At 62.2% G+C, this 21,497-nt stretch carries 21 protein-coding genes; 9 read left to right on the top strand and 12 right to left on the bottom strand.

The features are described from left to right. Together groEL and groES are read right to left on the bottom strand one after the other, a co-directional pair. Positions 1-877, bottom strand: an 877-nt coding sequence (gene groEL, locus HJC00_RS31635) for a chaperonin GroEL (RefSeq protein ID WP_221165177.1), incomplete at its 3' end; no start/stop codon positions are given. Between the two features lie 49 nt (positions 878-926). Further along, the gene (gene groES, locus HJC00_RS31640) at positions 927-1,241 is read right to left on the bottom strand and encodes a co-chaperone GroES (RefSeq protein WP_210628610.1); all 315 of its coding nucleotides are present in this window, start codon (positions 1,239-1,241) and stop codon (positions 927-929) included. A 281-nt stretch (positions 1,242-1,522) separates the two neighbouring features. Between groES and HJC00_RS31645 the strand changes: the two genes are divergently transcribed. Continuing rightward, positions 1,523-1,795 (top strand): usg protein, encoded by a 273-nt coding sequence (locus HJC00_RS31645; protein ID WP_168294277.1) that lies wholly within the window; start codon positions 1,523-1,525, stop codon positions 1,793-1,795. Positions 1,796-1,858: 63 nt separating this feature from the next. Here HJC00_RS31645 and HJC00_RS31650 read toward each other — a convergent pair whose 3' ends face one another. The 4 genes from HJC00_RS31650 to HJC00_RS31665 form a co-directional block, all read right to left on the bottom strand. Beyond that, positions 1,859-2,560, bottom strand: coding sequence for a pentapeptide repeat-containing protein (locus HJC00_RS31650; protein ID WP_221165178.1), 702 nt, complete (start codon positions 2,558-2,560; stop codon positions 1,859-1,861). Between the two features lie 173 nt (positions 2,561-2,733). Beyond that, positions 2,734-3,285 carry a GNAT family N-acetyltransferase gene (locus HJC00_RS31655; protein ID WP_405047663.1) on the bottom strand — a complete coding sequence of 184 codons (552 nt, stop codon included), beginning with the start codon at positions 3,283-3,285 and terminating at the stop codon, positions 2,734-2,736. A gap of 76 nt (positions 3,286-3,361) precedes the next feature. Continuing rightward, entirely contained in the window at positions 3,362-4,030 is a 669-nt protein-coding gene (locus HJC00_RS31660) for a hemolysin III family protein (RefSeq protein ID WP_210628613.1), read from the bottom strand. Positions 4,031-4,191: 161 nt separating this feature from the next. Next, positions 4,192-4,611 (bottom strand): universal stress protein, encoded by a 420-nt coding sequence (locus tag HJC00_RS31665; protein WP_210628614.1) that lies wholly within the window; start codon positions 4,609-4,611, stop codon positions 4,192-4,194. A gap of 187 nt (positions 4,612-4,798) precedes the next feature. On the opposite strand from HJC00_RS31665, the gene HJC00_RS31670 reads away from it, so the two are divergent. Together HJC00_RS31670 and HJC00_RS31675 are read left to right on the top strand one after the other, a co-directional pair. Beyond that, positions 4,799-4,891 carry a twin-arginine translocation signal domain-containing protein gene (locus HJC00_RS31670; protein ID WP_221146865.1) on the top strand — a complete coding sequence of 31 codons (93 nt, stop codon included), beginning with the start codon at positions 4,799-4,801 and terminating at the stop codon, positions 4,889-4,891. Next, positions 4,888-5,748 (top strand): VOC family protein, encoded by an 861-nt coding sequence (locus HJC00_RS31675; protein WP_221155550.1) that lies wholly within the window; start codon positions 4,888-4,890, stop codon positions 5,746-5,748. The genes HJC00_RS31670 and HJC00_RS31675 overlap by 4 nt, the downstream gene beginning before the upstream one ends. Before the next feature lie 7 nt (positions 5,749-5,755). Here HJC00_RS31675 and HJC00_RS31680 read toward each other — a convergent pair whose 3' ends face one another. Then, positions 5,756-6,139 carry a hypothetical protein gene (locus tag HJC00_RS31680; protein ID WP_221146863.1) on the bottom strand — a complete coding sequence of 128 codons (384 nt, stop codon included), beginning with the start codon at positions 6,137-6,139 and terminating at the stop codon, positions 5,756-5,758. 217 nt (positions 6,140-6,356) lie between these two features. On the opposite strand from HJC00_RS31680, the gene HJC00_RS31685 reads away from it, so the two are divergent. Next, positions 6,357-7,523 carry an AI-2E family transporter gene (locus tag HJC00_RS31685; RefSeq protein WP_210628618.1) on the top strand — a complete coding sequence of 389 codons (1,167 nt, stop codon included), beginning with the start codon at positions 6,357-6,359 and terminating at the stop codon, positions 7,521-7,523. Between the two features lie 18 nt (positions 7,524-7,541). Further along, on the top strand, positions 7,542-8,834 hold the full coding sequence (locus HJC00_RS31690; RefSeq protein ID WP_210628619.1) for an FAD-binding oxidoreductase: 1,293 nt from the start codon (positions 7,542-7,544) through the stop codon (positions 8,832-8,834). Between the two features lie 54 nt (positions 8,835-8,888). Here the strand turns inward: HJC00_RS31690 and HJC00_RS31695 are convergent, their stop codons facing one another. After that, complete coding sequence (locus tag HJC00_RS31695; protein WP_221165179.1) at positions 8,889-9,674, bottom strand: polysaccharide deacetylase family protein; 786 nt, start codon at positions 9,672-9,674, stop codon at positions 8,889-8,891. Positions 9,675-9,775: 101 nt separating this feature from the next. Beyond that, entirely contained in the window at positions 9,776-10,165 is a 390-nt protein-coding gene (locus HJC00_RS31700; RefSeq protein ID WP_064801273.1) for a DUF930 domain-containing protein, read from the bottom strand. Between the two features lie 254 nt (positions 10,166-10,419). Between HJC00_RS31700 and HJC00_RS31705 the strand changes: the two genes are divergently transcribed. Both HJC00_RS31705 and HJC00_RS31710 read left to right on the top strand, forming a co-directional pair. Continuing rightward, the gene (locus HJC00_RS31705; RefSeq protein WP_221165180.1) at positions 10,420-12,528 is read left to right on the top strand and encodes a S9 family peptidase; all 2,109 of its coding nucleotides are present in this window, start codon (positions 10,420-10,422) and stop codon (positions 12,526-12,528) included. 40 nt (positions 12,529-12,568) lie between these two features. Beyond that, complete coding sequence (locus HJC00_RS31710) at positions 12,569-13,093, top strand: DUF1697 domain-containing protein (RefSeq protein WP_221146861.1); 525 nt, start codon at positions 12,569-12,571, stop codon at positions 13,091-13,093. Between the two features lie 34 nt (positions 13,094-13,127). Here HJC00_RS31710 and HJC00_RS31715 read toward each other — a convergent pair whose 3' ends face one another. Beyond that, positions 13,128-14,576, bottom strand: a complete 1,449-nt coding sequence (locus HJC00_RS31715; RefSeq protein ID WP_221165181.1) for an MFS transporter — start codon at positions 14,574-14,576, stop codon at positions 13,128-13,130. Positions 14,577-14,835: 259 nt separating this feature from the next. Here HJC00_RS31715 and HJC00_RS31720 point away from each other — a divergent pair, with 259 nt between their 5' ends. After that, entirely contained in the window at positions 14,836-16,338 is a 1,503-nt protein-coding gene (locus tag HJC00_RS31720; RefSeq protein ID WP_210628624.1) for a YdiU family protein, read from the top strand. A gap of 141 nt (positions 16,339-16,479) precedes the next feature. Then, positions 16,480-18,819 (top strand): glucose/quinate/shikimate family membrane-bound PQQ-dependent dehydrogenase, encoded by a 2,340-nt coding sequence (locus HJC00_RS31725; RefSeq protein ID WP_221165182.1) that lies wholly within the window; start codon positions 16,480-16,482, stop codon positions 18,817-18,819. A gap of 341 nt (positions 18,820-19,160) precedes the next feature. Here the strand turns inward: HJC00_RS31725 and HJC00_RS31730 are convergent, their stop codons facing one another. Together HJC00_RS31730 and HJC00_RS31735 are read right to left on the bottom strand one after the other, a co-directional pair. Then, entirely contained in the window at positions 19,161-21,167 is a 2,007-nt protein-coding gene (locus tag HJC00_RS31730) for a BTAD domain-containing putative transcriptional regulator (RefSeq protein WP_221165183.1), read from the bottom strand. 106 nt (positions 21,168-21,273) lie between these two features. Then, a partial coding sequence (locus tag HJC00_RS31735) for a hypothetical protein (RefSeq protein ID WP_221165184.1) occupies positions 21,274-21,497 on the bottom strand: 224 nt, incomplete at its 5' end.

Raw genomic sequence — 21,497 nt, forward strand, 5'->3', positions numbered from 1 at the left:
CGATGTCTTCAAGCATGGCCTTGCGGCGGTCGCCGAAGCCAGGCGCCTTGACGGCAGCGATCTTCAGGCCGCCGCGCAGCTTGTTGACGACCAAGGTCGCAAGGGCTTCTCCTTCGACGTCTTCAGCAATGATGAGGAGCGGCTTGCCGGACTGAACCACGGCTTCGAGAACCGGCAGCATCGACTGCAGGTTCGAGAGCTTCTTCTCATGAATGAGGATATAGGGATCCTCCAGTTCGACCCGCATCTTGTCCTGATTGGTGACGAAATAGGGGCTCAGATAACCGCGGTCGAATTGCATGCCTTCGACCACCTCGAGTTCGGTTTCGGCAGTCTTGGCCTCTTCAACGGTGATGACGCCTTCGTTGCCAACCTTCTCCATTGCTTCGGCAAGGTAGCGGCCGATCTCGGAATCACCATTGGCGGAGATCGTGCCGACCTGGGCAATTTCGGAATTGTTGGAGATCTTGCGGGCGTTAGTTTTCAGTTCCGCGACGACAGCGTCGACGGCGAGATCGATGCCGCGTTTCAGGTCCATCGGGTTCATGCCGGAGGCGACCGCCTTGGCGCCCTCCTTGACAATCGCCTGGGCGAGCACCGTCGCAGTCGTGGTGCCGTCGCCGGCGAGGTCGTTGGTCTTCGATGCGACTTCGCGCAGCATCTGCGCGCCCATGTTTTCGAACTTGTCTTCGAGCTCGATTTCCTTGGCAACCGAAACGCCGTCCTTGGTGATGCGCGGCGCGCCGAAGGACTTGTCGATCACGACGTTACGGCCTTTCGGGCCCAGCGTCACCTTCACGGCATTGGCCAGCACATCGACCCCACGCAGCATGCGTTCACGGGCATCGCTATGAAATTTCACTTCTTTCGCAGCCATTCTTTCACTCCTTCAATAGGCAGCTTTTTGACTCATGCGCGGACATGCCTCAGGCGGCGATCTTTTCGGCCGCCTGGGCTTCAATAATGCCCATGACATCGCTTTCCTTCATGATCAGCAGGTCCTCGCCGTTGATCTTGATCTCAGTGCCGGACCACTTGCCGAACAGAACGCGATCGCCGACCTTGACGTCGAGCGCCTGGATCTGGCCGGCCTCGTTGCGTGCACCGGGCCCGACGGCGATGACCTCGCCTTCCTGCGGCTTTTCCTTGGCAGTGTCGGGAATGATGATGCCGCCCTTGGTCTTTTCCTCGGAATCGACGCGGCGGACGAGAATGCGATCATGAAGCGGTCGGAACGACATGTTTTCCTCCAATGGACAAACAATAGTGATGTTATTCCCCTGGCCGGACCGGATGACCAGTCCGGGCGGGTGCAAAACCTCGATCGAGCGTTCTGCGCGCAATGATCTGGTTTTGCGGTTTTTCCATTTCAAGAGGGCGCCATAAAAAAATTAGCACTCGTGCGAAGTGGCTGCTAACATCCTGTAAAGGAACAATAAACACGGTGGACGCGTTTCAGAAATCCGTTGATGGCTGCAAAATTTTGCGCCACCTTTCGAGCGTCACGAAACGGAGATGAAGTATGCGATTTTCCTCAGATCTGGAACGTCAGCTGAACGGCTATGGGCTGACCACTGCACATATCCTCTATCGCATTCCTGATTTTGAATCCGTGCTGCAGACCTATGTCTGGCAGGATTACGATCTTGCCCCGGACTTTCCGGAGATGCATAAGTTTCTCGAGTTCTGGCAGTCCTCCCTCGACGGGCCGTTGCATTCTGTTCGCTACACCCACCAGCGGCTGATCGGGCCGAACGAGTGGCGCCGCGTCATGGGCGAGTTCAAACTCCACTAAGTCGAACCGAACCATCCCAGAGAGACGTGCGTGTTGCCATAGGCGTATAGTGTCGCCTGGTAATCACTCGTGCTCAGCCGGACAAGGCCATGTCGGCGGCGCCGAGAGGCCGGCGGGCAGTTTGGTCGAGGCGTCACCGCAGGCGAGGTCGATCTGTGCCTGTTCGAGCCCGGCGGCAGCCGAGAGGTCGAGGCCTTCGATGCGAGTCAAGAACATGAAGGCGCGCTCGAAGATTAACGGGCCTTCGAAGGTGGCGTGGGAAAGGTCAGCGCGGGAGAGATTGGCGAAAGAGAATTTCACCCCCGTCAGCACCGCCTTGTCGAAATCGGCGCGGCCGAGTTCGGCCTTTTCGAAGCTCGCGCCGGAGAGCCGGGCGCCGGCAAAATTGGCGCGCTGCAGCTCGGCGCCGGCAAAGGAAGCGCCTTCGGCGGCAATATTGGCGAAGCTGGCGCGATAGGCCTCGACCTTGGCGAAGTTGGCCCCTTCGGCATGTGACCCCTCAAGCGAGGCCCGCACCAAGCTCGCCTTTTCCAGATTGGCGGATTTGAAATTCGAACCGCTGAGATCGGTCAGCGAGAAATCGGTGCTGAAGAGATTGGCGCCTTGGAGGTCACTGCCCTGCAACATCAGGTTTTTCTTCGTGCATTCCTGCCAGTCGAGCTTCGGCGAGGCCGTGCTGCCACAATCGGCAGCACGCGAGGAAATCGGAGCAGCGGCGAGAAGAAGGAAGGCAAGGAGGCCGAGCGGCGATCTATACATTACCATTGAACTGTTGAACTCCATGACGCTTATCACGCCGCCTCTCGCGAAGCAGGCGGCCTCTCTTTTCTACACAGCTCAGAATACAATAAAAAGATAGTGACCGCTCCGGCAATGATTTGCCGGTCACTCCGTCCGGCGAGCGCTCATCCTCCGTCGGCCTTGCCCGAGCAAGTAGGTCAATCGGCCTCGCCGGGCAGGCGAAGCTCCATGCAGGTGAGGTCCAGCCAACGGCCGAACTTGGTGCCGACCTCGGAAAATCTGCCGACAATACGGAAGCCGAGCTTTTCGTGCAGCCGGATCGAGGCGGTGTTGTCGGCCTCGATGCCGGCGATCATCACATGGATATTGGCGGCCGCCGCACGCGCAATCAATTCGCGCATCAGGGCCTCGCCGATGCCGGCGCTGCGATGATCTTTCTCGACATAGACGGAATGTTCGACCGTGTGGCGATAGCCCTCGAAGGCGCGCCAGTCGCCATAGGAGGCATAGCCCGCGACCTTACCCGACTTGTCGGCGACGATGACCGGAAAGCCGCGGCCGTTGCGCGCGCTCAGCCATTCCCGTCGGTTTTCGAGATCGACGAGCGTCTCGTTCCAGATCGCCGTCGTGTGCTCGACGGCATGATTGTAGATATCCCGGATGGCGGGAAGATCGGCTTCGGTGGCGTCGCGGAGGAGGACGGCGTCTGTCATGATGACCCGGTTCGGATTGACTGCGCGGGTTGGCATACGCCGCAGTTCGAAAGATGTAAACGGCTGATACGGCAGAGAAAGGCTTGTGGAACGGTCTCGGGCAGGCCGCAGCTCAGAAGCCCGGCATTGGCAGGCTGAAACAAGCGAAGACGGCGGAATAATGCACGGCCGCTGCAATGACGACGAAACCGTGCCAGATGGCGTTCTGGAAACGCAGTTTCTCCCAGACATGGAAGATGACGCCGAGTGAATAGATGACGCCGCCGATAATGATCAGCAGCATCGAAGCGGAGGGAATGCGCGCGGCGACGGGCCCCGCCACCAGCACGCCGCTCCAGCCCATGGCGAGGTAAAGCAGGATGGCGAGACGGTCGTAGCGCCCGGGAAAGGCGCATTTCAGGACGATGCCGACGGCAGCGAACAGCCATATCGCCACCAGCATGAAGAAGAGCAGCGGATCGTCGGCGCCGCGCTCGAGGAATGGCGTATAGGTGGCGGCGATCAGGATGAAGATCGCCGAATGATCGAAGCGGCGCAGGAACCATTTGGTGCGCGAGACCGGCCAGACATTGTAGGAAAAGGAGATGGCAAGCGTCAGCACCAGTCCGACGCCATAGATCCAGGCGGCGGCGAGCGCGCCGTGGGAGCTCCAAACCGTGGCGTAAAAGATCAGAGCGGTGGCGCCGATCAGCGCCAACACGAGACCGACGCCATGGACGATGCCGTCGGCGATCAACTCGTATCTGTCGTAAGCCCAGCGAATGCCGTTGAACTCGGCCATGCACGCCAACCCGTTTCGTACCCGATTGCGATGGTCGCACCGAACTGGCGGGGGCGCAACTGCGGCGCATCGCGCGGGCAGTAAATCTTCGTGACAGACCGCGCGAGGTCTGCCCCGCCTCGACGACTGGGAAGAGCACTCGAAAATGGAGCGGCGAAGATTCAGATCTTCTGCCGCTCGACCAGCACTGAACACTTGGCGTGCCGTACGACGCGGTCGGCCGTGGCGCCGATAAAATAGTTGGAAAAATCCGGAATATGCGAGGCGAGGATGATGAGGTCGGCGCCGTAGCTTTCGGCGGCCGCGATGATGGCCTTGGCCGGCGGGCCGTTGCGGATGTCGATCGTCGCCGCGATCCCGGTTGCGGCGACCAGCGCTTCCAGCTTCTCGCGGCCGTCCTTCATGGCGTCCTCGAGCATATTGGCTGGCAGTTCGATCGCAACATAGGTCGGCACATCCTCGACGACGTTGAGCGCGACAATCTGGCCGCCCGCGTCGAGCAGCGAGGCGGCCTTGCGGAGAATGTTCTCTCCCCTGTCGAGGCTGCCGAGCGCGATCGCCACGATGATTTTCCTGTACATGGCTTCCCTCCATGACTGAGATGCATAAGCTTGCTCAGATGAAGATACGGGCGCATTGACTCCGATCAAGCCGGTGCAGGTCATCGTCAACATCTGCTCAACGCTTCATCCTCAAAAACAAGCCTTCTGTGAACAATCTGGATAGACCATATAGAGATCAAGTACGGCAACCGAGGAGACCAGGCGCATGAACCGGCGAGACTTCCTCGGATTTGCCACGGGCGGCATGATTGCCGCCACCGCCGGTACGCTTCAACTGCAGAGGCAGGAGACCCATTGATGACAGAAACATCCTATGCGCTGACGCGGCCTGCTCACATCGACCAGTCGCATCTCGTCGTTACCGACCTCGGCCTGGTTTCCGGCTTCTATCAGTCGATGCTCGGCCTGAAGGTCATCGAGAAGACGACGAGCGGCGAAGTGCTGGGGGTCGGGGGTCATCCGCTGCTGACGCTGACGACGGCAAGGGACGCGACAGTCGCGCCACGGAATGCCGCAGGCCTTTTCCACACAGCCTTCCTGATGCCCGATCGCACCGAACTGGCGCGCTGGCTGCGTCAAGCCGCCCACAACAATGTCGTGCTCGACGGCGCCTCGGACCATCTCGTCAGCGAGGCGATCTATCTTTCCGACCCCGAGGGCAACGGCATCGAAATCTATGCCGACCGGCCGCACGAGCAATGGAAATTCCACCAGGACGGCATGGTCGAAATGGCGACGCGGCGTCTGGACCTGCAGGCGCTCTACGATAGCGCGCCCAGTGATCGCTGGGACGGCATGGCTGAGGGAACGGCGATCGGCCATCTGCACCTGCAGGTCGGCGATATCCCGCAGGCCGACGCCTTCTACCGGGACGTGCTCGGCCTCAAGCTGATGGCCCGTTATCCCGGCGCGAGCTTCTTTGCGACCGGCGGTTATCACCACCATCTCGCCGCCAACATCTGGAACAGCCGAGGCGCCACCGCCCGCGCCGACAATATGACCGGGCTTTCCGACTACCGGATCCGTTTCAACGATAAGGCGACGCTCGACGCGGCGGTCTCCAGGTTCGACGCGCTGGAGATCAACAGCGAGAAGCGCGATGGCGGCGTCTTCCTCAAAGATCCCTGGGGCATCGGCCTGACGCTTTCGTCCTGAGCCTGTGCTATTGGACCTTCTCGGTTCCTGATGGCGTCGTCACCTGCGTCGGTCCGCCGCCGTTTCCGCTCGGCGTTGGCGACCGGTCTGTCGCTTCGGGCGGTCGTGCAGGGCCGGAGGCCGGGTCGTTGTTGAAGGCGCCGGGACCGGAGGGCTGCGTGTTGATCGGATCCGGCCTGGTCGAAGCCGTCGCGGTCGGATCATTGTTGCCGGGGTTTGGCCAGATCGCAACGCTCACGCCGGCAATGATGAGAACTGCCGCGCCCGCCGCAAGAACGGTCCAGACCCACCAACGCCGCTGATCGGCGGCTTTCAACCTCGCCTCGTCCGCATAAGGGGGATCGGTCGAATAGGTCTCGGTGGTTTTCGTCTGATCGGGATCTGCAATCATGAGCACTCTCCTTCCGAGACCGAACGCCAGCGCCTGCGAGGTTGTTCCGGCGGCAGGATCAAATCGGCGCGAGCCGAAGAAGGAGCGGACACTTCCGCGATCAGCGCCCTTGCCTGCAGGCGGACTGATGTCTTTACGACAGCGCCATGGCCGCGGAACCGGAACCGCATCAGCGCGTTTTTGTGGCGAAGCAATGGGGCTTCGGGGACCTCACCACATGGGCATCGCCAACGGCATCCGCAAACACGCAAAGAAGATCGCCATCGGCGAACGCCAAACCAGCGCCTGGGCTCAGTCGTTGCAGGAGGCAGCGGAGGAACTGCCGTCGCCGCCGGTGCATCGGCTTGAGAAGGACGGGCTCGACATCAGCATGGCCTGGGCGATCATCGGCATTTTCGCCATCCTCGGCCTTGCCGCCGTCTACATGATGTCGCTGATTCTTATTCCGGTCACCCTTGCCGTCGTCGTCGGCATGATCCTCGGCCTCGCCGCTGAAAACCTCAGCAAAATGGGTGTGCCAAGGCTTGCCAACGCTTTCCTTCTTTCAAGCGGAGTCGCTTTGGTCATCGTCCTGCTGGTCAGTTCGCTTGCCGATCCGCTGGCGACGCTTGCGAACGAAGCCCCCGCCTTCATCGAGCGGATGATCAGCCGCATCATGCCCTATCTGGAGCGCATCGAATGGCTGCACATCACGCCGGCGACATTCGAAAGCGGGCCGATGTCGATTGGCGCGCTGCTCGAAAACACCGGCAACGTGCTGCATGTGGTGACAACCAGCCTGACGCCGGCACTGATACAGGGGCTGATCTTCTTCGCCGCGTTGCTGCTCTTTCTTGCCAGCCGCGTCAATCTGCGCAAGACCATCATCATGACCTTCCGCACCCGCCCGCAGCGGCTGGCGGCGATCCGCGTCATCAATGGCGTCGAGCAGGTGCTCGGCTTCTATTTCGCCACCGCCTCGCTGATCTATGTCGGGCTTGGCGTCGTCATGACCGTCATCGCCTATGCAAGTGGGCTGTCGGCGCCGGTGCTCTGGGGCTTCTTCGCCTTCCTGTCGAGCTTCATCCCCTATCTCGGCATCACGCTGATGACGCTTTCCGTCGCGATCGCCGGGATCATCACCTATGACGGCTTCATCGTCGGTCTGGTGCCGGCGGCCGCCTTCTTCACGGTGCATCTCGTCATGGAGAACCTGATCTTCCCGGCGGTGATGGGGCGGCGGCTTGAAATCAATCCCTTTATCGTCTTCCTCGCCATCCTGTTCTGGACCTGGATGTGGGGGGCCGTCGGCGCAATGCTGGCGCTGCCGCTGTCGCTGATCGTCATGACCATCATCGAGGAACTGCTGATCGAGGAAAAACCGCAGCCGCAATTGCCGAAGTAATCACGCGAGGAGACATAAGTGGCGTCCGATCTCGATCTCGACGAATCCGATCATGACCAGATGGTCAGCGGCCATTCGCTCTGGGGAAAGAATGCCATACGTCCGCAATGGCGGCCGATGGCGCAGAGCTTTTCGACCGATGTCGCGGTGATCGGCGGCGGCATCACCGGCGCGCTGATCGCAGATCATCTGACGGCGCGTGGCTTTTCCGTTGTTATCATCGACCGGGAAGAGCCGGGCTTCGGCAGCACCGCCGCCAGCACCGCGATGCTGCAATGGGAAATCGACAGCACGCTCACACAGCTCGAGGCCTATTACGGCTTCGAACGAGCGGCGGGAATCTATCGCCGCAGCGCCGCTGCCGTCGCCGGTCTTTCGAAGCTGATCGCAGCGAACGGAGTGGCCTGCGGCTTCCGGCCGCGCAACACGCTTTATCTCGCCTGCAATCTGGAAGGCGCCCGCGACCTCAGGGAAGAGCGCCAGCTTCGCCGACGGGCGGGCCTGCCCGGCGTCTATCTCGAACATCCCGATCTCTTCACGCAATTCGAGCTCGATCGGGATGGAGCGATCTATTCGCCGGGTTCGGCGGAAGCCGATCCGCTGCTGCTCACCTGGGCGCTGATCGCGATGGCCATCAGGCGCGGCGCGCAGCCGGTCAGCGCCTCCGTGACCGCACTGCACAGCGAAGGCGATCGCGTGACGGCGGAGACGGACGGCGCCTATGTCATCGAGGCGCGGCATGTCGTGCTGGCGACCGGCTATTCGATGCCGGGCCTCGACATGCCGAAACTGCACCGCACACGTTCGAGCTGGGCCTTCGCCACCGTGCCGCAGAACCCCGCCACGTTCTGGCGCGACAGGGCTTTGCTATGGGAGGACAGCCATCCCTACCTCTACATGCGCACGACCGCGGACAATCGCATCGTCGCCGGCGGCGAGGACGACGGTACGACCGATGCCGCAGCGCGGGACCGAAAGTTGCCGGCCAAGATCAGCGCCGTCCAGGAGAAGATGAAGCGGTTATGGCCGAGAGTCGATACCCGCATCGCCCATGCCTGGGGCGGAACCTTCGGCGAAACGGCCGATGGCCTGCCGCTGATCGGCCCGACGCCCGGGATGCCGCATGTCTTCGCCGCCCACGGCTATGGCGGCAACGGCATCACCTTCTCCTATCTCGCCGCCCAGATGGTCGGGGCGATGATTGCTGGGATTCATCGCGACTGGTTCGAGGATTTCGCGCTCGACCGGGAAGGACCAGGGATACGGCGGTTTGGTGACGATAGGTTGGGGACTGGGGATGCGTTGCGGTAGAGGCTTCGCTTTGGCTATTGTGCCGTGCCACACGGTACACCTTCAACCGCAGCTCTATTCCGTCGTCTTGTCGTCGCCCATATCCTCGACATCCTCCAGACGAACGAACTCCGCGCCCTTCATCTTGAGATCAACCAGCGCCTTTGCCACTCCCTCCCCGGCCGCATGGGTCGGCTGATTGATGTGGGAGATGACGACATCGCCGTCCTTGGCCGAGGCGATGCGTTTTTCGGTGATGACAGCGCCGAGCAGCGAGCCACCGTCGCCGTTCACCGAGTAGCCGGCGATGCGATAGCCCATGGCGCGGATCTCGCCGATGGCAGGAAGATCGTATTTGGCCGTGGAGCCGCGGAACCAGTGCGGTGCGGGAATGCCGGATGCGACCATGGCGGCGGCGCCGCCTTCGACTTCCTGCTTCACCGCCTGCGGCGAGCCGGCCGAGGCAATGCCATAGACGAACATCGGCGTATCGATGGCCGGAATATGGTTCTCGCCGTGGTTTTCGATCTCGAAGAGATTGGGATTCTGCAGGAAGACGGCAAGGGCTTGCGGGTTGCGCTTCAGCCAGCGGGCGGTGACGAAGATCGTTGCCGGAATGCGCTCGCGCACCAGAGTCGAAAGGATGCGTTCGTCCGCCTGCCCCATGCAGGCGTCGAAGGTGAGCGCGATGCGGGCATGGCCCGCTATGTTGGAACGGGCGATATGCAGATGCGGCTCGACAAGTTTGATCGCCGGCGCCTTCGAGAGCGGAGCAGCTGGCGGCGCCAACGACAACTCGTCCGCCGATGCGGCTGAGATCGCGGCCAGAAGGAACGCCGAAACGACGAGGATGCGGTTCATATCAGGGCTTCTAAGGTTCGATCCGGCAATTCTAGCGGGTATTTTTGCATACCGCCATGTGGCCGGATGTCACCGTAGTAGCCCGGACGGATGCAGCAGCATCAATCGTAGAGATAATATTTGTCCCATTTCTCGCGCGGCACTTTCTCGCCGATCTGATAGTCGAGTTCGCGCACGTTGATATGCTGCGGGCCGGTGATGCAATTGTAGGAAAGATGATACCAATCACCCTTGCTGCGGAAGACCGCGCCCGGCGCCTGCAGCGAATTGTCGCCGGCGATCGGGTCCTTGAAGGTATAGGCGATCACCTTGTCGGGCTTGAAGCCGGTGCTGTCATTGTTGATCCGGCTCATCGCTTCCGTGTCGCAGCTCTGTTCCAGGCGGGTGGAGGGATCAAGTTTTTCCAGCTGCTTCTTGATGGCCGGGTCGACGGCAAAAGCGGGGGCAGCCAAGCCGGCCAGGGATACAAACAGGAGAAGGCGTTTCGGCATTGCGGAGGAAATCCCTTACTGTTGTACAGTCTTCATCCTGCCACCGGCGGCTTGCCGGGGGCTGGGCACGTGCAAAATTCGCTCTGTGATAGCGGACCTCCTTAAATATTGTGGTGACATCAAGGCAGGGCGAGCGGTGCCGTCTCCTCGGCTCTGGAAGGCCGTCTGCACCCCTGGCACAGCCTAGCCGCTTGATCCGGCGACGGCGCGCCTCTATCTCTTGCCAACCCGACATTCCCACCGGAGCCAATTCCTTGTCCGTTTTCAAGAGCCTGCCGACACCGCCCGCCGCACCGAAAAAGCCCCTCTCCGATACGCGCCACGGCATTACCCGCACGGATGACTATGCCTGGCTGCGCGCCGATAACTGGCAGGCGATGTTCAAGGATCCGTCGATCCTCGACCCCGAGATCCGCCGGCATCTCGAAGCCGAAAACGCCTATATGAACGCAGCGATGGAAGACACCAAGCCGCTGCAGAAAGCGCTGTTTGCTGAAATGCGCGGCCGCATCAAGGAAGACGACAGCTCGGTACCGATGAAGGATGGCGCCTATGCCTATGGCACGTTCTATGTCACCGGCGGCGAACAGCCGCGCTATTTCCGCATTCCCCGTGACGGCGACGTTGCCGACGAGACGATCCGCACGGTGCTGCTCGACGGCGACAAAGAAGCCGCCGGCAAGGCCTATTTCCGCCTCGCCGGCCTCGACCATTCGAGCGACCACAGCCGCGGCATCTGGGGCTATGACGACAAGGGATCGGAGTTCTTCACGCTGAAGGTGCGCGATCTCGCGACCGGGGAAGATCTTACGGACCGGATCGAGAATACCGGCGGCGGCGGCGTCTGGGCGCCAGACGGCAAGAGCTTCTTCTATTCAGCGCTCGACGAGAACCACCGGCCGTCGAAAGTCTTCCACCATATTGTCGGCCGGCCGCAGTCGGAAGACCGGCTGGTCTATGAGGAAGCCGATGCCGGCTTCTTCATGGGCGTCGGCGGCTCGCTGCTCGACGACTTCATCTATATCGATATTCACGACCATGAAACGAGCGAATACCGGCTGCTGTCGACCAAGGACCTGACGGCCGAGCCGAACCTGGTGGCTGCGCGCGAGGAAGGCATCGAATATTCGCTGACAGAAGGCGGCGATGTCTTCTACATCCTGACCAATGACGGCGGCGCCAAGGATTTCAAGATCATGGAAGCGCCGGTCGACAATCCGGTCAAGGAAAACTGGCGCGAAGTCGTCGCCCATAAGCCCGGGACTTTGATCATCAGCCACATGGCCTATGCCCGCCACCTCCTGTGGCTGGAGCGCAAGGACGGGCTGCCGCGGATCATGATCCGCGACCGGGCGACCGGCGAGGAACATGCGATCGCCTTTGCCGAAGAAGCCTATTCACTGGGGCTTTCGGGCGCGGCGGAATACGATACGGATGTCATCCGGTTCTCCTATTCCTCGATGACGACGCCGTCGCAGCTCTACGACTACAATATGGTGACGCGCGAGCGCACATTGTTGAAGACGCAGGAAGTGCCCTCCGGCCACAATCCCGACGACTACGTCACCCGCCGCGTCTTCGCCCCGGCCTGGGACGGCGAGAGAGTACCGGTCACCCTGCTCTATCGCAAGGATACGCCGCTCGACGGCTCAGCACCCTGCCTGCTCTACGGCTATGGCGCCTACGGCATTACCATTCCGGCCGGCTTCAACACCAATTGCCTGTCGCTCGTCGACCGCGGCTTCGTTTATGCCATCGCCCATATCCGCGGCGGCAAGGACAAGGGCTTTGCCTGGTACGAAGACGGCAAGATGGACAAGAAGACGAACACGTTCAAGGACTTCGTCGCCGCGGCGGATTATCTGAATCAACAGAAGTTCACCTCTTACGCGAAGATCATCGCCGAGGGCGGATCGGCCGGCGGCATGCTGATGGGCGCCGTCGCCAACATGGCGCCGGAGAAGTTCGCAGGCATCATCGCCGCCGTTCCCTTCGTCGACGTGCTCAACACCATGCTCGACGACACTCTGCCGCTCACCCCGCCGGAATGGCCGGAATGGGGCAACCCGATCGACAGCAAGGAAGAATACGAGCAGATCGCCGCCTATTCGCCCTATGACAATGTCGGCGCAAAACCCTACCCGCCGATCTTGGCGCTCGGGGGCCTGACGGACCCGCGCGTCACCTATTGGGAACCGGCCAAATGGGTGGCGAAACTGCGCGACAAGACAACCGGCGAAGCGCCGATCCTGCTCAAGACCAATATGGACGCTGGCCATGGCGGCGCTTCGGGGCGCTTCCAGCGGCTGGAAGAGATCGCGTTCGAGTATGCGTTTGCGATCAAGGTGGCGGGGAAGATGTGAGGGTTGGGGCATGCCACACGGCACAGCCCAGGAGACAGAAATGCCCGTCTATATCGCCCTCCTCCGCGCCATAAACGTCGGCGGCACCGGGTCGCTGCCGATGGCTGAACTAAGATCGATCTGCGAGGGCCTCGGCTTTACCGACGTGAAAACCTACATCCAGAGCGGCAATGTGCTGTTCCGCTCGGATGCGTCCGAAACGGCAGTCGAGGAAAAGCTCGACGCGGCGCTCGGACAGAAGATGGGCAAGCGGCCGGGCGTGATGGTGCGCAGCCGGAAAGAACTCGAGGCGATTGCCGCCGACGCGCCCTTCCCCGATGCCAAGCCGAGTTTCCTGCTCGTCTACTTCCTGCCCGAAAAGGCGTCCGGCGATGCGCTTGACAAAATGGTGGCGCCCGATGGCGAGGAGGCGAAGCTGGCCGGACGGGAGATCTATGTGCATTATCCCAATGGGTCCGGCCGCTCGAAACTGAAGCTGCCGGCGCTGAAGCCCGGGACCTCGCGCAATCTCAACACCGTGCGCAAGCTCGCGGAAATGGCGGCTGACATGGAGGATAAGGACTGAAGGCTGGCTCAGAATTTGATTCAAGCGACGCGCGTCAAGCCTTTGTTTCTCCAGGCACCTTGGCCTTATAGCCGCTGATCTCCTCGCCAGCGGTCGGCGAGAAACGCAGGTTCCAGACGGTAGCGGTGATCGAGATGATGGTGACGACGATGAAGGCGGTGGAGAAATCGACCAGCGACGGCGTTTCGACATTGTTGAAGGCCATCGAACCGTGCAGCGCCAAGGCCCCGATGCAGATGCCGAGCGACAGCATCAACTGCTGAAAGGTGGTGTAGAAGCTGGTGGCCGAGCTCATCCGCTCCTTTTCGATCTCGTCATAGGCGATGGTGTTGTAGGCGGTGAACTGGAACGACAGGAAGAAGGCGCTGAGCACCAGGACGACGAAAATCAGCGGCATCGGCCAATCCGGCCGGAAGGCGGCGCAGAGGGCATAACCGGCCGTGCCGAGAATGCCGTTGACGACGAGGCTTCTGCGGAAGCCGAGCCGCCTGAAAACAAACCGGGCCATCGGTTTCATGGCGAGCGCGCCGAGCGCGGTTGATATGACGATCTGGCCGGCCGCAGCCGCCGACAGGCCGAAGCCGATCTGGAAGAGCAGCGGCAGCAGGAAAGGCTGCGCACCCTGGGTGATGCGCGTCAGCGAACCGGCGATGACCGAGGTGCCGAAGCTCGGCACCTTCATCAGCGAAAAATCCATGATCGGCGATGGATGCCTGCGGGCATGCCTGAGATAGGCGAGGCCGAAGAGCAGGCCGGCTGATATCAGGAAGATCGAGAAAGCGCCCTCGCCTTCATGGCTCGACATTTCGAAGCCGAAGAGCAGCGAGCCGAGCGAGATGCCAGAGAGGATGAAGCCGATCGTATCGAAGGGGCCGGCCGCCTTGCCCTTCACCTCGTCGATATAGATCGAGACGAAGATCATGCCGATAATGCCGACCGGCACGTTGATGTAGAAGATCCAGCGCCAGTCAAGATAGGTAACGATGAAACCGCCGAGCGGCGGGCCGACGATCGGGCCGATCAGCGCGGGCACCAGCAGCCAGGACATGGCGCTGACCATATCCTTGCGGTCGACGCTGCGCATCAGCACCAGCCGGCCGACCGGCATCATCATTGCGCCGCCCATGCCCTGCAGCAGCCGGGCCAGGACCAGGAAGGGCAGCTTCGGCGCGAGCGCACAGAGAATGGAGCCGATGACGAAGACGGCAATCGCCGCCCTGAAGACGGTGCGCGAACCGAAACTGTCGGCCATCCGGCCGCTGGCCGGAATGAAGATCGCCAGGCTGAGGAGATAGGAGGTCAGTGAGATCGACATGGCCGGGGCGCTGACAGCGAAATCGCGAGCCATGGTGGGCAGCGCGGTCGCCAGCACGGTCGCATCGATATTTTCCATCAGCATCGCACTCGCGACGATCATCGCGATCACCCGGAAATTGGGCGCGGCGCGCCGAACCATCGGCGCCTGGTAAATCTGATCCGACATCGTCCGGAATCACTCACGGTGGCGCGGCGGAGCAGAGGAAGCAGCAAGGCCGCGGGGATGACATGGCGCAGGGCCAAGGGGAGATGATCTGCTATACGCCCGAGATCATGGCGGGGCTATGTCCTTTATGGCAAAGCAGCTTTGACGAGAGGTAAAAGCGGATCACGATTCCTTGCATCGGCGCGATCTGCGTGACGGCCGATCGATCCGGCCGCAAGACCGGCTTGCGCGCGGGGCACCCCGGCCCTACCTATGAACAATGACCTCGACCCCGCAGAAAATCCGGTCCGGCGCGGCCTTTCCGTTCGACAACAGCTATGTCGGCTTGCCCGAGCGCTTCTTTGCGCCGCAAACGCCGACACCGGTAACCGAACCTTGGCTCATCAAGCTGAACGAGCCGCTGGCCGCCGAGCTCGGGCTTGACGTCGACGCGCTGCGTCGCGACGGCGCGGCGATCTTTTCCGGCAATCTCGTTCCCGAAGGGGCCGAACCGCTGGCGATGGCCTATGCCGGGCACCAATTCGGCGGCTTCTCGCCGCAGCTCGGCGATGGGCGGGCGATCCTGCTCGGGGAGGTGGTCGACCGCAGCGGCAATCGTTTCGACATCCAGCTGAAGGGCGCCGGACCGACGCCTTTTTCGCGGCGCGGCGACGGGCGGGCGGCAATCGGACCGGTGCTCAGGGAATACATCATAAGCGAGGCGATGTTCGCGCTCGGCATTCCCGCCACCAGGGCTCTGGCGGCCGTGACGACGGGCGACCCGGTCTATCGCGAAGAGGTGCTGCCAGGCGCCGTCTTCACCCGGGTCGCGGCAAGCCATATCCGGGTCGGCACTTTCCAGTATTTCGCGGCGAGAGGCGACACCGACGGTGTGCGGGCCCTCGCCGACTATGTGATCGACCGGCACTATCCCGCACTGAAGGCGGCCGAAGAACCTTATCTCGCGCTGTTCTCGGCAATCGCGGAGCGCCAAGCGGCGCTGATCGCCCGCTGGCTGCATGTCGGCTTCATCCATGGCGTGATGAACACGGACAATATGACGGTTTCCGGGGAGACGATCGACTTCGGCCCCTGCGCCTTCATGGATGTCTATAACCCTGCGACCGTGTTCTCGTCGATCGACCAGCATGGCCGTTATGCCTATGCCAATCAGCCGGCCATCGGCCAGTGGAACCTTGCCCGACTCGGCGAAACGCTGTTGCCGCTGATCGATACCGAGCCGGACAAGGGGGTCGACAAGGCCAATGCGGTGATCCGGGCCTATGGCGAGCGGTTCCAGGCTGCGTGGCTGGCCGGCATGCGCGATAAGATCGGCCTTGCCGGTCAAGAGGACGGCGATCTCGACCTCGTCCAGGCGCTGCTGTCGCTGATGCAGGCGCAGGGCGCCGATTTCACCCTGGCCTTCCGGCGGCTCGCCGATCTTGCCGGCGACGACGGCGCGGAGCCCGCTTTTGCCAGGAGCTTCCGGGAACCGGAGGCCTGTCGGCCCTGGCTGATGCAGTGGCGCGAGAGACTGTCGCGCGATCCGCAGACGGCGGTCGAACGCGCCAGCGCCATGCGCCGCGTCAATCCAGCCTTCATTCCCCGCAATCACCGGGTCGAACAGGCGCTCGAGGCCGCGGTCGAGCGCGGCGATTTCTCGCTGTTCGAGGCGCTGCTGACCGTGCTGTCGAAGCCCTACGAAAACCAGCCGGATTTCACCGCCTATATGGAACCTCCGAAGCCGGAGGAACGGGTGCTGCAGACTTTCTGCGGGACGTAAGCGGCTTCAATACAACCGTACCGTGACACCCGCCTGCGGCAAATGCAGCCGTTGAATAGCATCTCCCTCGCTCTATCTGCCTGACCGGCGGTACTTTTCCGCTGATCCCCCACCCGGCTAACCCAAGCGGGAGACAGCCTTATGGCGCTCGTCATCACCTCCATTCTCTTCATCATCATCGGGGTCGCGCTCGGTGGCGGGGGGCTCTGGCTCATCACGCTCGGCGGCAGCATCTTCTATCTGTTTGCCGGCCTGATGTTCCTCATCACCGCCGGACTACTGTTAATGCGCAAGGCGGCGGCGCTCTGGGTCTATGCGGTGCTCGTCGTCGCAGCGCTCGCCTGGGCGGTCTGGGAGGTCGGTTTCGACTGGTGGCAACTCGGTCCGCGCGGCGGCGTCATCATCCTGCTCGGCCTCTGGCTGCTGACGCCGTGGATCCGCCGGCCGCTCGGCTTTCGCAGCCCGACCGGCATCACCTACGGCGCCAATCCATGGCCGCTCGCCGTGCCAGTCATTCTCGCCATCCTCGTCGCCGTCTATTCGATGACGACGGACCCGCACGATCTGGCCGGCGATCTGCCGAAGGATGCGGCCGCCGCCACCCCCGCCCTCGGCGGGAACGTGCCCGACGGCGAATGGCATCAATATGGCCGCACGCCCTTTGGCCAGCGCTATTCGCCGCTCGACCAGATCAATGTCGAGAATGTCTCGACTCTGAAGGAAGCCTGGCGATATCAGACCGGCGACGTCAAACGGCCGGAGGATATCAGCGAGACGACCTATCAGGTGACGCCGCTGAAGGTGAAGGACACGCTCTATCTCTGCACGCCGCATAACTGGGCGATTGCGCTCGACGCCAAGACCGGCAAGGAGAAATGGAAATACGACGCCAATTCGGGCATGAATCCCAACCGGCAGCACCAGACCTGCCGCGGCGTCACCTATTTTGCCGATCCTGATGTCGCCGCCGGCCAGCCCTGCGCCGAGCGCGTCTATCTGCCGACCTCAGACGCCCGGCTGATCGCGCTCGATGCGGCCGACGGGAAGATCTGCACCAGCTTTGCCGATCAGGGCGTGCTGCATCTGGAAACCGGCATGCGCTTCAATCCGGCCGGCTATTATTATTCGACCTCGCCGCCGGTCGCGGTGGCCGGCAAGATCATCGTCGGCGGGGCGGTGAACGATAATTATTCCACCGAGGAGCAGTCCGGCGTCATCCGCGCCTTCGACGTCAGGACCGGCGCGCTGATCTGGAACTGGGACTCCGGCAACCCGGACGTAACGACGCCGATCGCCGATGGCCAGACCTATACGACCAATTCGCCGAACAGCTGGTCGGTCTTCAGCGTCGATGAGGCGCTCGGCATGGTCTATATCCCGCTCGGCAACCAGGTGCCCGACCAGATCGGCATCGGCCGCAGCGACAATGTCGAGAAATTCTCTTCTTCGATCGTTGCGCTCGATATCGCCAGCGGCCAGCTGCGCTGGGTGCGCCAGACGGTGCATCACGACCTCTGGGACATGGATGTGCCGGCCCAGCCGGCGCTGATCGACCTGACCAAACCCGACGGCAGCGTGGTTCCTGCCCTCGTCGGCCCGACGAAGCAGGGCGATCTCTATGTGCTCGACCGGCGCAGCGGCGAGCCGATCATCCCGGTCAAGGAAATCCCGGCGCCCGGCGGCGCGGTCACCGGCGATCATACCTCGCCGACGCAGCCGATCTCCGACCTCACCTTTTCGCCCGAGCCGCTGAAGGAAAAGGACATGTGGGGCGTGTCGCTGTTCGACCAGCTCCTCTGCCGTATCGACTTCCACCGCTACCGCTATGAGGGCCGATACACGCCGCCGTCTCTCGGGGGAACGATCGTCTACCCCGGCAATTTCGGCACTTTCAACTGGGGCTCGGTGGCGGTGGATCCGGAGCGGCAGATCATGTTCGGCATGCCGACCTATCTCGCCTTCACCTCGCGCCTGGTGCCGGCGGCCGACATTCCGCCGCGAGGCCAGGACGAGAAGGGCAGCGAACAGGGGCTCAACCGCAATGACGGCGCGCCTTACGGTGTCTTCATGGGTCCCTTCCTCGGGCCGATGCAGATCCCCTGCCAGGCGCCGCCTTGGGGCTATGTCGCCGGCGTCGATCTGCGCACCGGCAAGATCGCCTATATGCACAAGAACGGCACGGTCCACGACATGACGCCGCTGCCGCTGCCCTTCAAGGTCGGCGTGCCCGGCATCGGCGGACCGATGCTGACCAAGGGCGGCGTCGCCTTCCTCGGTGCGGCGGTCGACAATTATCTTCGCGCCTACGACGTGACGAACGGACGCGAGCTCTGGCGGGCGCGCCTTCCGGCCGGCGGCCAGGCAACGCCCATGACCTATACCACCGACGACAACAAGCAATATGTCGTCATGGTCGCCGGCGGCCACGGCTCGGTCGGCACCAAGCCCGGTGATTATGTGATCGCCTACACGCTGCCGTGATGGGAGAGGCAGGGCCTTGAGCCGCATTCAAACGCGATTGAACGGTATAAGGAAAACACTGACCTCGGAGAAAACCCCTTCGCCTCCCCACAAGGGGGAGAGACTACTCTGCTGCACCGTCGAAATTCATCCCCGACGCCTCAGCATGTGGCGGCATATGTTAGTGGCAAAATCCCGCTGCGGGTGAGCCCCTCCCCCTTGTGGGGAGGGGTTGGGGAGGAGTTTTCCGGGCGCACCGGAGATCTGTCGATCCTACCGTTCGCATGTTCCTCCCTCAAACCATCTCGACAATCATGCGGCCGACTTCGGCAAAGATCGGATTGAACTCCTTCGCCGCATGCCTACTCCGGCAATCCGGCCATACGAAGGGCTTCGATATAGCGGTTGCGGTCATCCGGCCGCCGGAACGGTGGCAGAATGTCGGCGAGATTCGAAAGCCGAAGCGCCGGATCCAGCAGGTGCAGTCGCGCAATCGTTTCCCCTGCTTCCGCGCTCCGCCAGGCCATGGCGTGGGCCGCCGCCATCACACGCATCGCGCTCGGGTAGTTCGGCTGGTGGCGCAGGGATTTTGCCGCCCAGGCGGCGGAATCGTCGTAGTGACCGGCGCAGAAGTGAGCCAGCCCAGTGTTGAACTGCCAGGCAAACAGGCGCGGATCCAAGGGGCTCAGGCGCATGGCCAGAGCGGCGTGTTCGATGGCCTTGTCCGGCTCGCCCAGGCAGGCTCGCACCCAGCTGCTGACGCCCAGGGCAATGGCGAGGTTCGGGTTGAGGAAGAGGGCCCGATCGATACAAGCAGCGCTTTCATCGAGATCGCCGCCGACATAACCGAGCACATATCCCCCGTAGGAGAGCGCGACTGCATCGTCCCAGCCGAGTCCGACGCCTCTTCTCGCCAATCGGGTCGCTTCTTCAATCTCGGTGCCGGGATCAACCATCCAGCCGTTGCTCTTCCGGGTCGCATAGCAGCGCGCCGCCCGGGCATGGGCGATGGCAAAATCCGGATCGCGCTCAATCGCCTTCGTGAACAGCCGCAGGGCCTCGTCGACGACCGATCTGTTGGTCACCGTCCGGTCGAAGGCCGCCAGCCCGCGGAGATAATAGTCATAGGCGTCAAGGCTCTCGGTCGGCTTGCGTTTGGCGCGCTCGATCTCCGCCTCTTCCACTTTCGGCGTTATTGCGCCAACAATGCTCGATGCAATCTGATCCTGCAGATCGAACAGGTTCGCCAGCGTCCCGTCGAAACGGTCTGTCCAGAGATACGCGCCGGTCGAGGTGTCGATGAGTTGTCCGGCGATACGAAGCCGGTCGCCCGCGCGGCGCACGCTCCCCTCGACCACATAGTCCACGTCCAGCTCGCGCCCGACCCGCTTTATGTCGACGGCCTGTCCCTTGTAGGTGAAGCTCGAATTGCGGGCGATGACATAGAGGTGGCGGAACTGCGCGAGAGCGATCGTGATATCCTCCACGATGCCGTCGGCAAAATAGTCCTGTTCCGCATCGCCGCTCAAATTTTGGAAGGACAGCACCGCAACCGATGGACGGTCATGATGCTTGGCCGGGGCTGAGAAGACTTGCAGCTGCGGCTCGACTGCGGCCGCAGCCCGCCGATCACCGGGTCGCTGCCGCGGTTGCAGCGTGGCGGCCAGAGACGAGGTCTCCGCTTCGGGTTCGACGTCCAGATGCTTCTTCAGGAGAGCCCGGCAGGTCTCGAACTGGCGCAAGGCCATGTTCTCGTGGCCGCGGAGAGCGTGGATCCGCATCAGCGCCCTGTGGGCAGCCTCCGCCGTCGGGTCGGAGGCGAGTAGTCTCGCGGCAAGCGCTTCGCAGGGCAATTCTTCCGCGGAACCTGGTTCGAAGAGGGCAAGGCTCAAACGTTCCACGAGCTGCAGCGCCTTGCGCTGATATGTGCTCCGGTAAGGTGCGAACCACTCACCCAACTCATCCGGAATGGACTCGCCCTCAAGCAGGTCGCCGCGGTAGAGATCCGCCGCGGAGGCGAGATCTGCGCTCGAGCCCGTCCCCAGCTTCCGGTCGAAGAGTGAAATGTCGACTTCATCGGGAGCGACAATCAGCGCCACCGTCTCCTGATCCCCCTCGATATAGGTGGTGGCGTCACTGCTTGCCGGGAACGACCGCCTGATATCGACCAGCGCCTGCCGCAAGCTGTTGCGGGCCTGCTCATCGCTTCGCCCCGGCCAGAAGGCTTCCGAAAGCACCTCCCTGCGACAGCCGCGGCGGCCTGCCAGGGCGAGAGCCGCAAACAGCAGCGACGTCTTGCGCGTGGCGAAGCGGACTTGCCGGCCCTCTCCGGAGATAACCTCGAGACCGCCTAGCATCCTGATGCGCACAGAAAGCCTCCAGCTTTGGACCGCCGTTGGCAGAATAGCATTTGGGAAAGACGGATTTAACACCGATTTAGCGGCGGCTTGTCGAAGTTTTCTTCCCCGTTCACGCTCAGCCGAACAGGGTGAAAACGCCCGCATGGGAGATTTCCACCTGCACATCACAGGTGGGAGATCGGAAATGGCTTGTCTTATGATTTCCACGCTTTTTGTTGAGATAAAGAAGCGCCGGAGAGGACGGCCATCCTTCTCCGGCGATGGGGGACGGATCGTGAAATGGCAGGTCGACGTTCTTGCGAATGCCGGGCCGAGCTAGAGTTTGATCGCCCCCATCTT

Origin of the sequence: Rhizobium sp. NLR22b, assembly GCF_019685295.1 — a bacterium.
Classification (GTDB): domain Bacteria; phylum Pseudomonadota; class Alphaproteobacteria; order Rhizobiales; family Rhizobiaceae; genus Rhizobium.

What these genes read in the sequence shown, in the direction of transcription:
- HJC00_RS31655 (WP_405047663.1), bottom strand. Translation starts at nt 3,285, where the DNA reads ATGCCAACCCGCGCAGTCAATCCGAACCGGGTCATCATGACAGACGCC.
- HJC00_RS31695 (WP_221165179.1), bottom strand. Translation starts at nt 9,674, where the DNA reads ATGAACCGCATCCTCGTCGTTTCGGCGTTCCTTCTGGCCGCGATCTCA.
- HJC00_RS31715 (WP_221165181.1), bottom strand. Translation starts at nt 14,576, where the DNA reads ATGTCGGATCAGATTTACCAGGCGCCGATGGTTCGGCGCGCCGCGCCC.
- HJC00_RS31700 (WP_064801273.1), bottom strand. Translation starts at nt 10,165, where the DNA reads ATGCCGAAACGCCTTCTCCTGTTTGTATCCCTGGCCGGCTTGGCTGCC.
- HJC00_RS31665 (WP_210628614.1), bottom strand. Translation starts at nt 4,611, where the DNA reads ATGTACAGGAAAATCATCGTGGCGATCGCGCTCGGCAGCCTCGACAGG.
- HJC00_RS31710 (WP_221146861.1), top strand. Translation starts at nt 12,569, where the DNA reads ATGCCCGTCTATATCGCCCTCCTCCGCGCCATAAACGTCGGCGGCACC.
- HJC00_RS31720 (WP_210628624.1), top strand. Translation starts at nt 14,836, where the DNA reads ATGACCTCGACCCCGCAGAAAATCCGGTCCGGCGCGGCCTTTCCGTTC.
- HJC00_RS31660 (WP_210628613.1), bottom strand. Translation starts at nt 4,030, where the DNA reads ATGGCCGAGTTCAACGGCATTCGCTGGGCTTACGACAGATACGAGTTG.
- groES (WP_210628610.1), bottom strand. Translation starts at nt 1,241, where the DNA reads ATGTCGTTCCGACCGCTTCATGATCGCATTCTCGTCCGCCGCGTCGAT.
- HJC00_RS31680 (WP_221146863.1), bottom strand. Translation starts at nt 6,139, where the DNA reads ATGATTGCAGATCCCGATCAGACGAAAACCACCGAGACCTATTCGACC.
- HJC00_RS31670 (WP_221146865.1), top strand. Translation starts at nt 4,799, where the DNA reads ATGAACCGGCGAGACTTCCTCGGATTTGCCACGGGCGGCATGATTGCC.
- HJC00_RS31685 (WP_210628618.1), top strand. Translation starts at nt 6,357, where the DNA reads ATGGGCATCGCCAACGGCATCCGCAAACACGCAAAGAAGATCGCCATC.
- HJC00_RS31645 (WP_168294277.1), top strand. Translation starts at nt 1,523, where the DNA reads ATGCGATTTTCCTCAGATCTGGAACGTCAGCTGAACGGCTATGGGCTG.
- HJC00_RS31725 (WP_221165182.1), top strand. Translation starts at nt 16,480, where the DNA reads ATGGCGCTCGTCATCACCTCCATTCTCTTCATCATCATCGGGGTCGCG.
- HJC00_RS31650 (WP_221165178.1), bottom strand. Translation starts at nt 2,560, where the DNA reads ATGGTAATGTATAGATCGCCGCTCGGCCTCCTTGCCTTCCTTCTTCTC.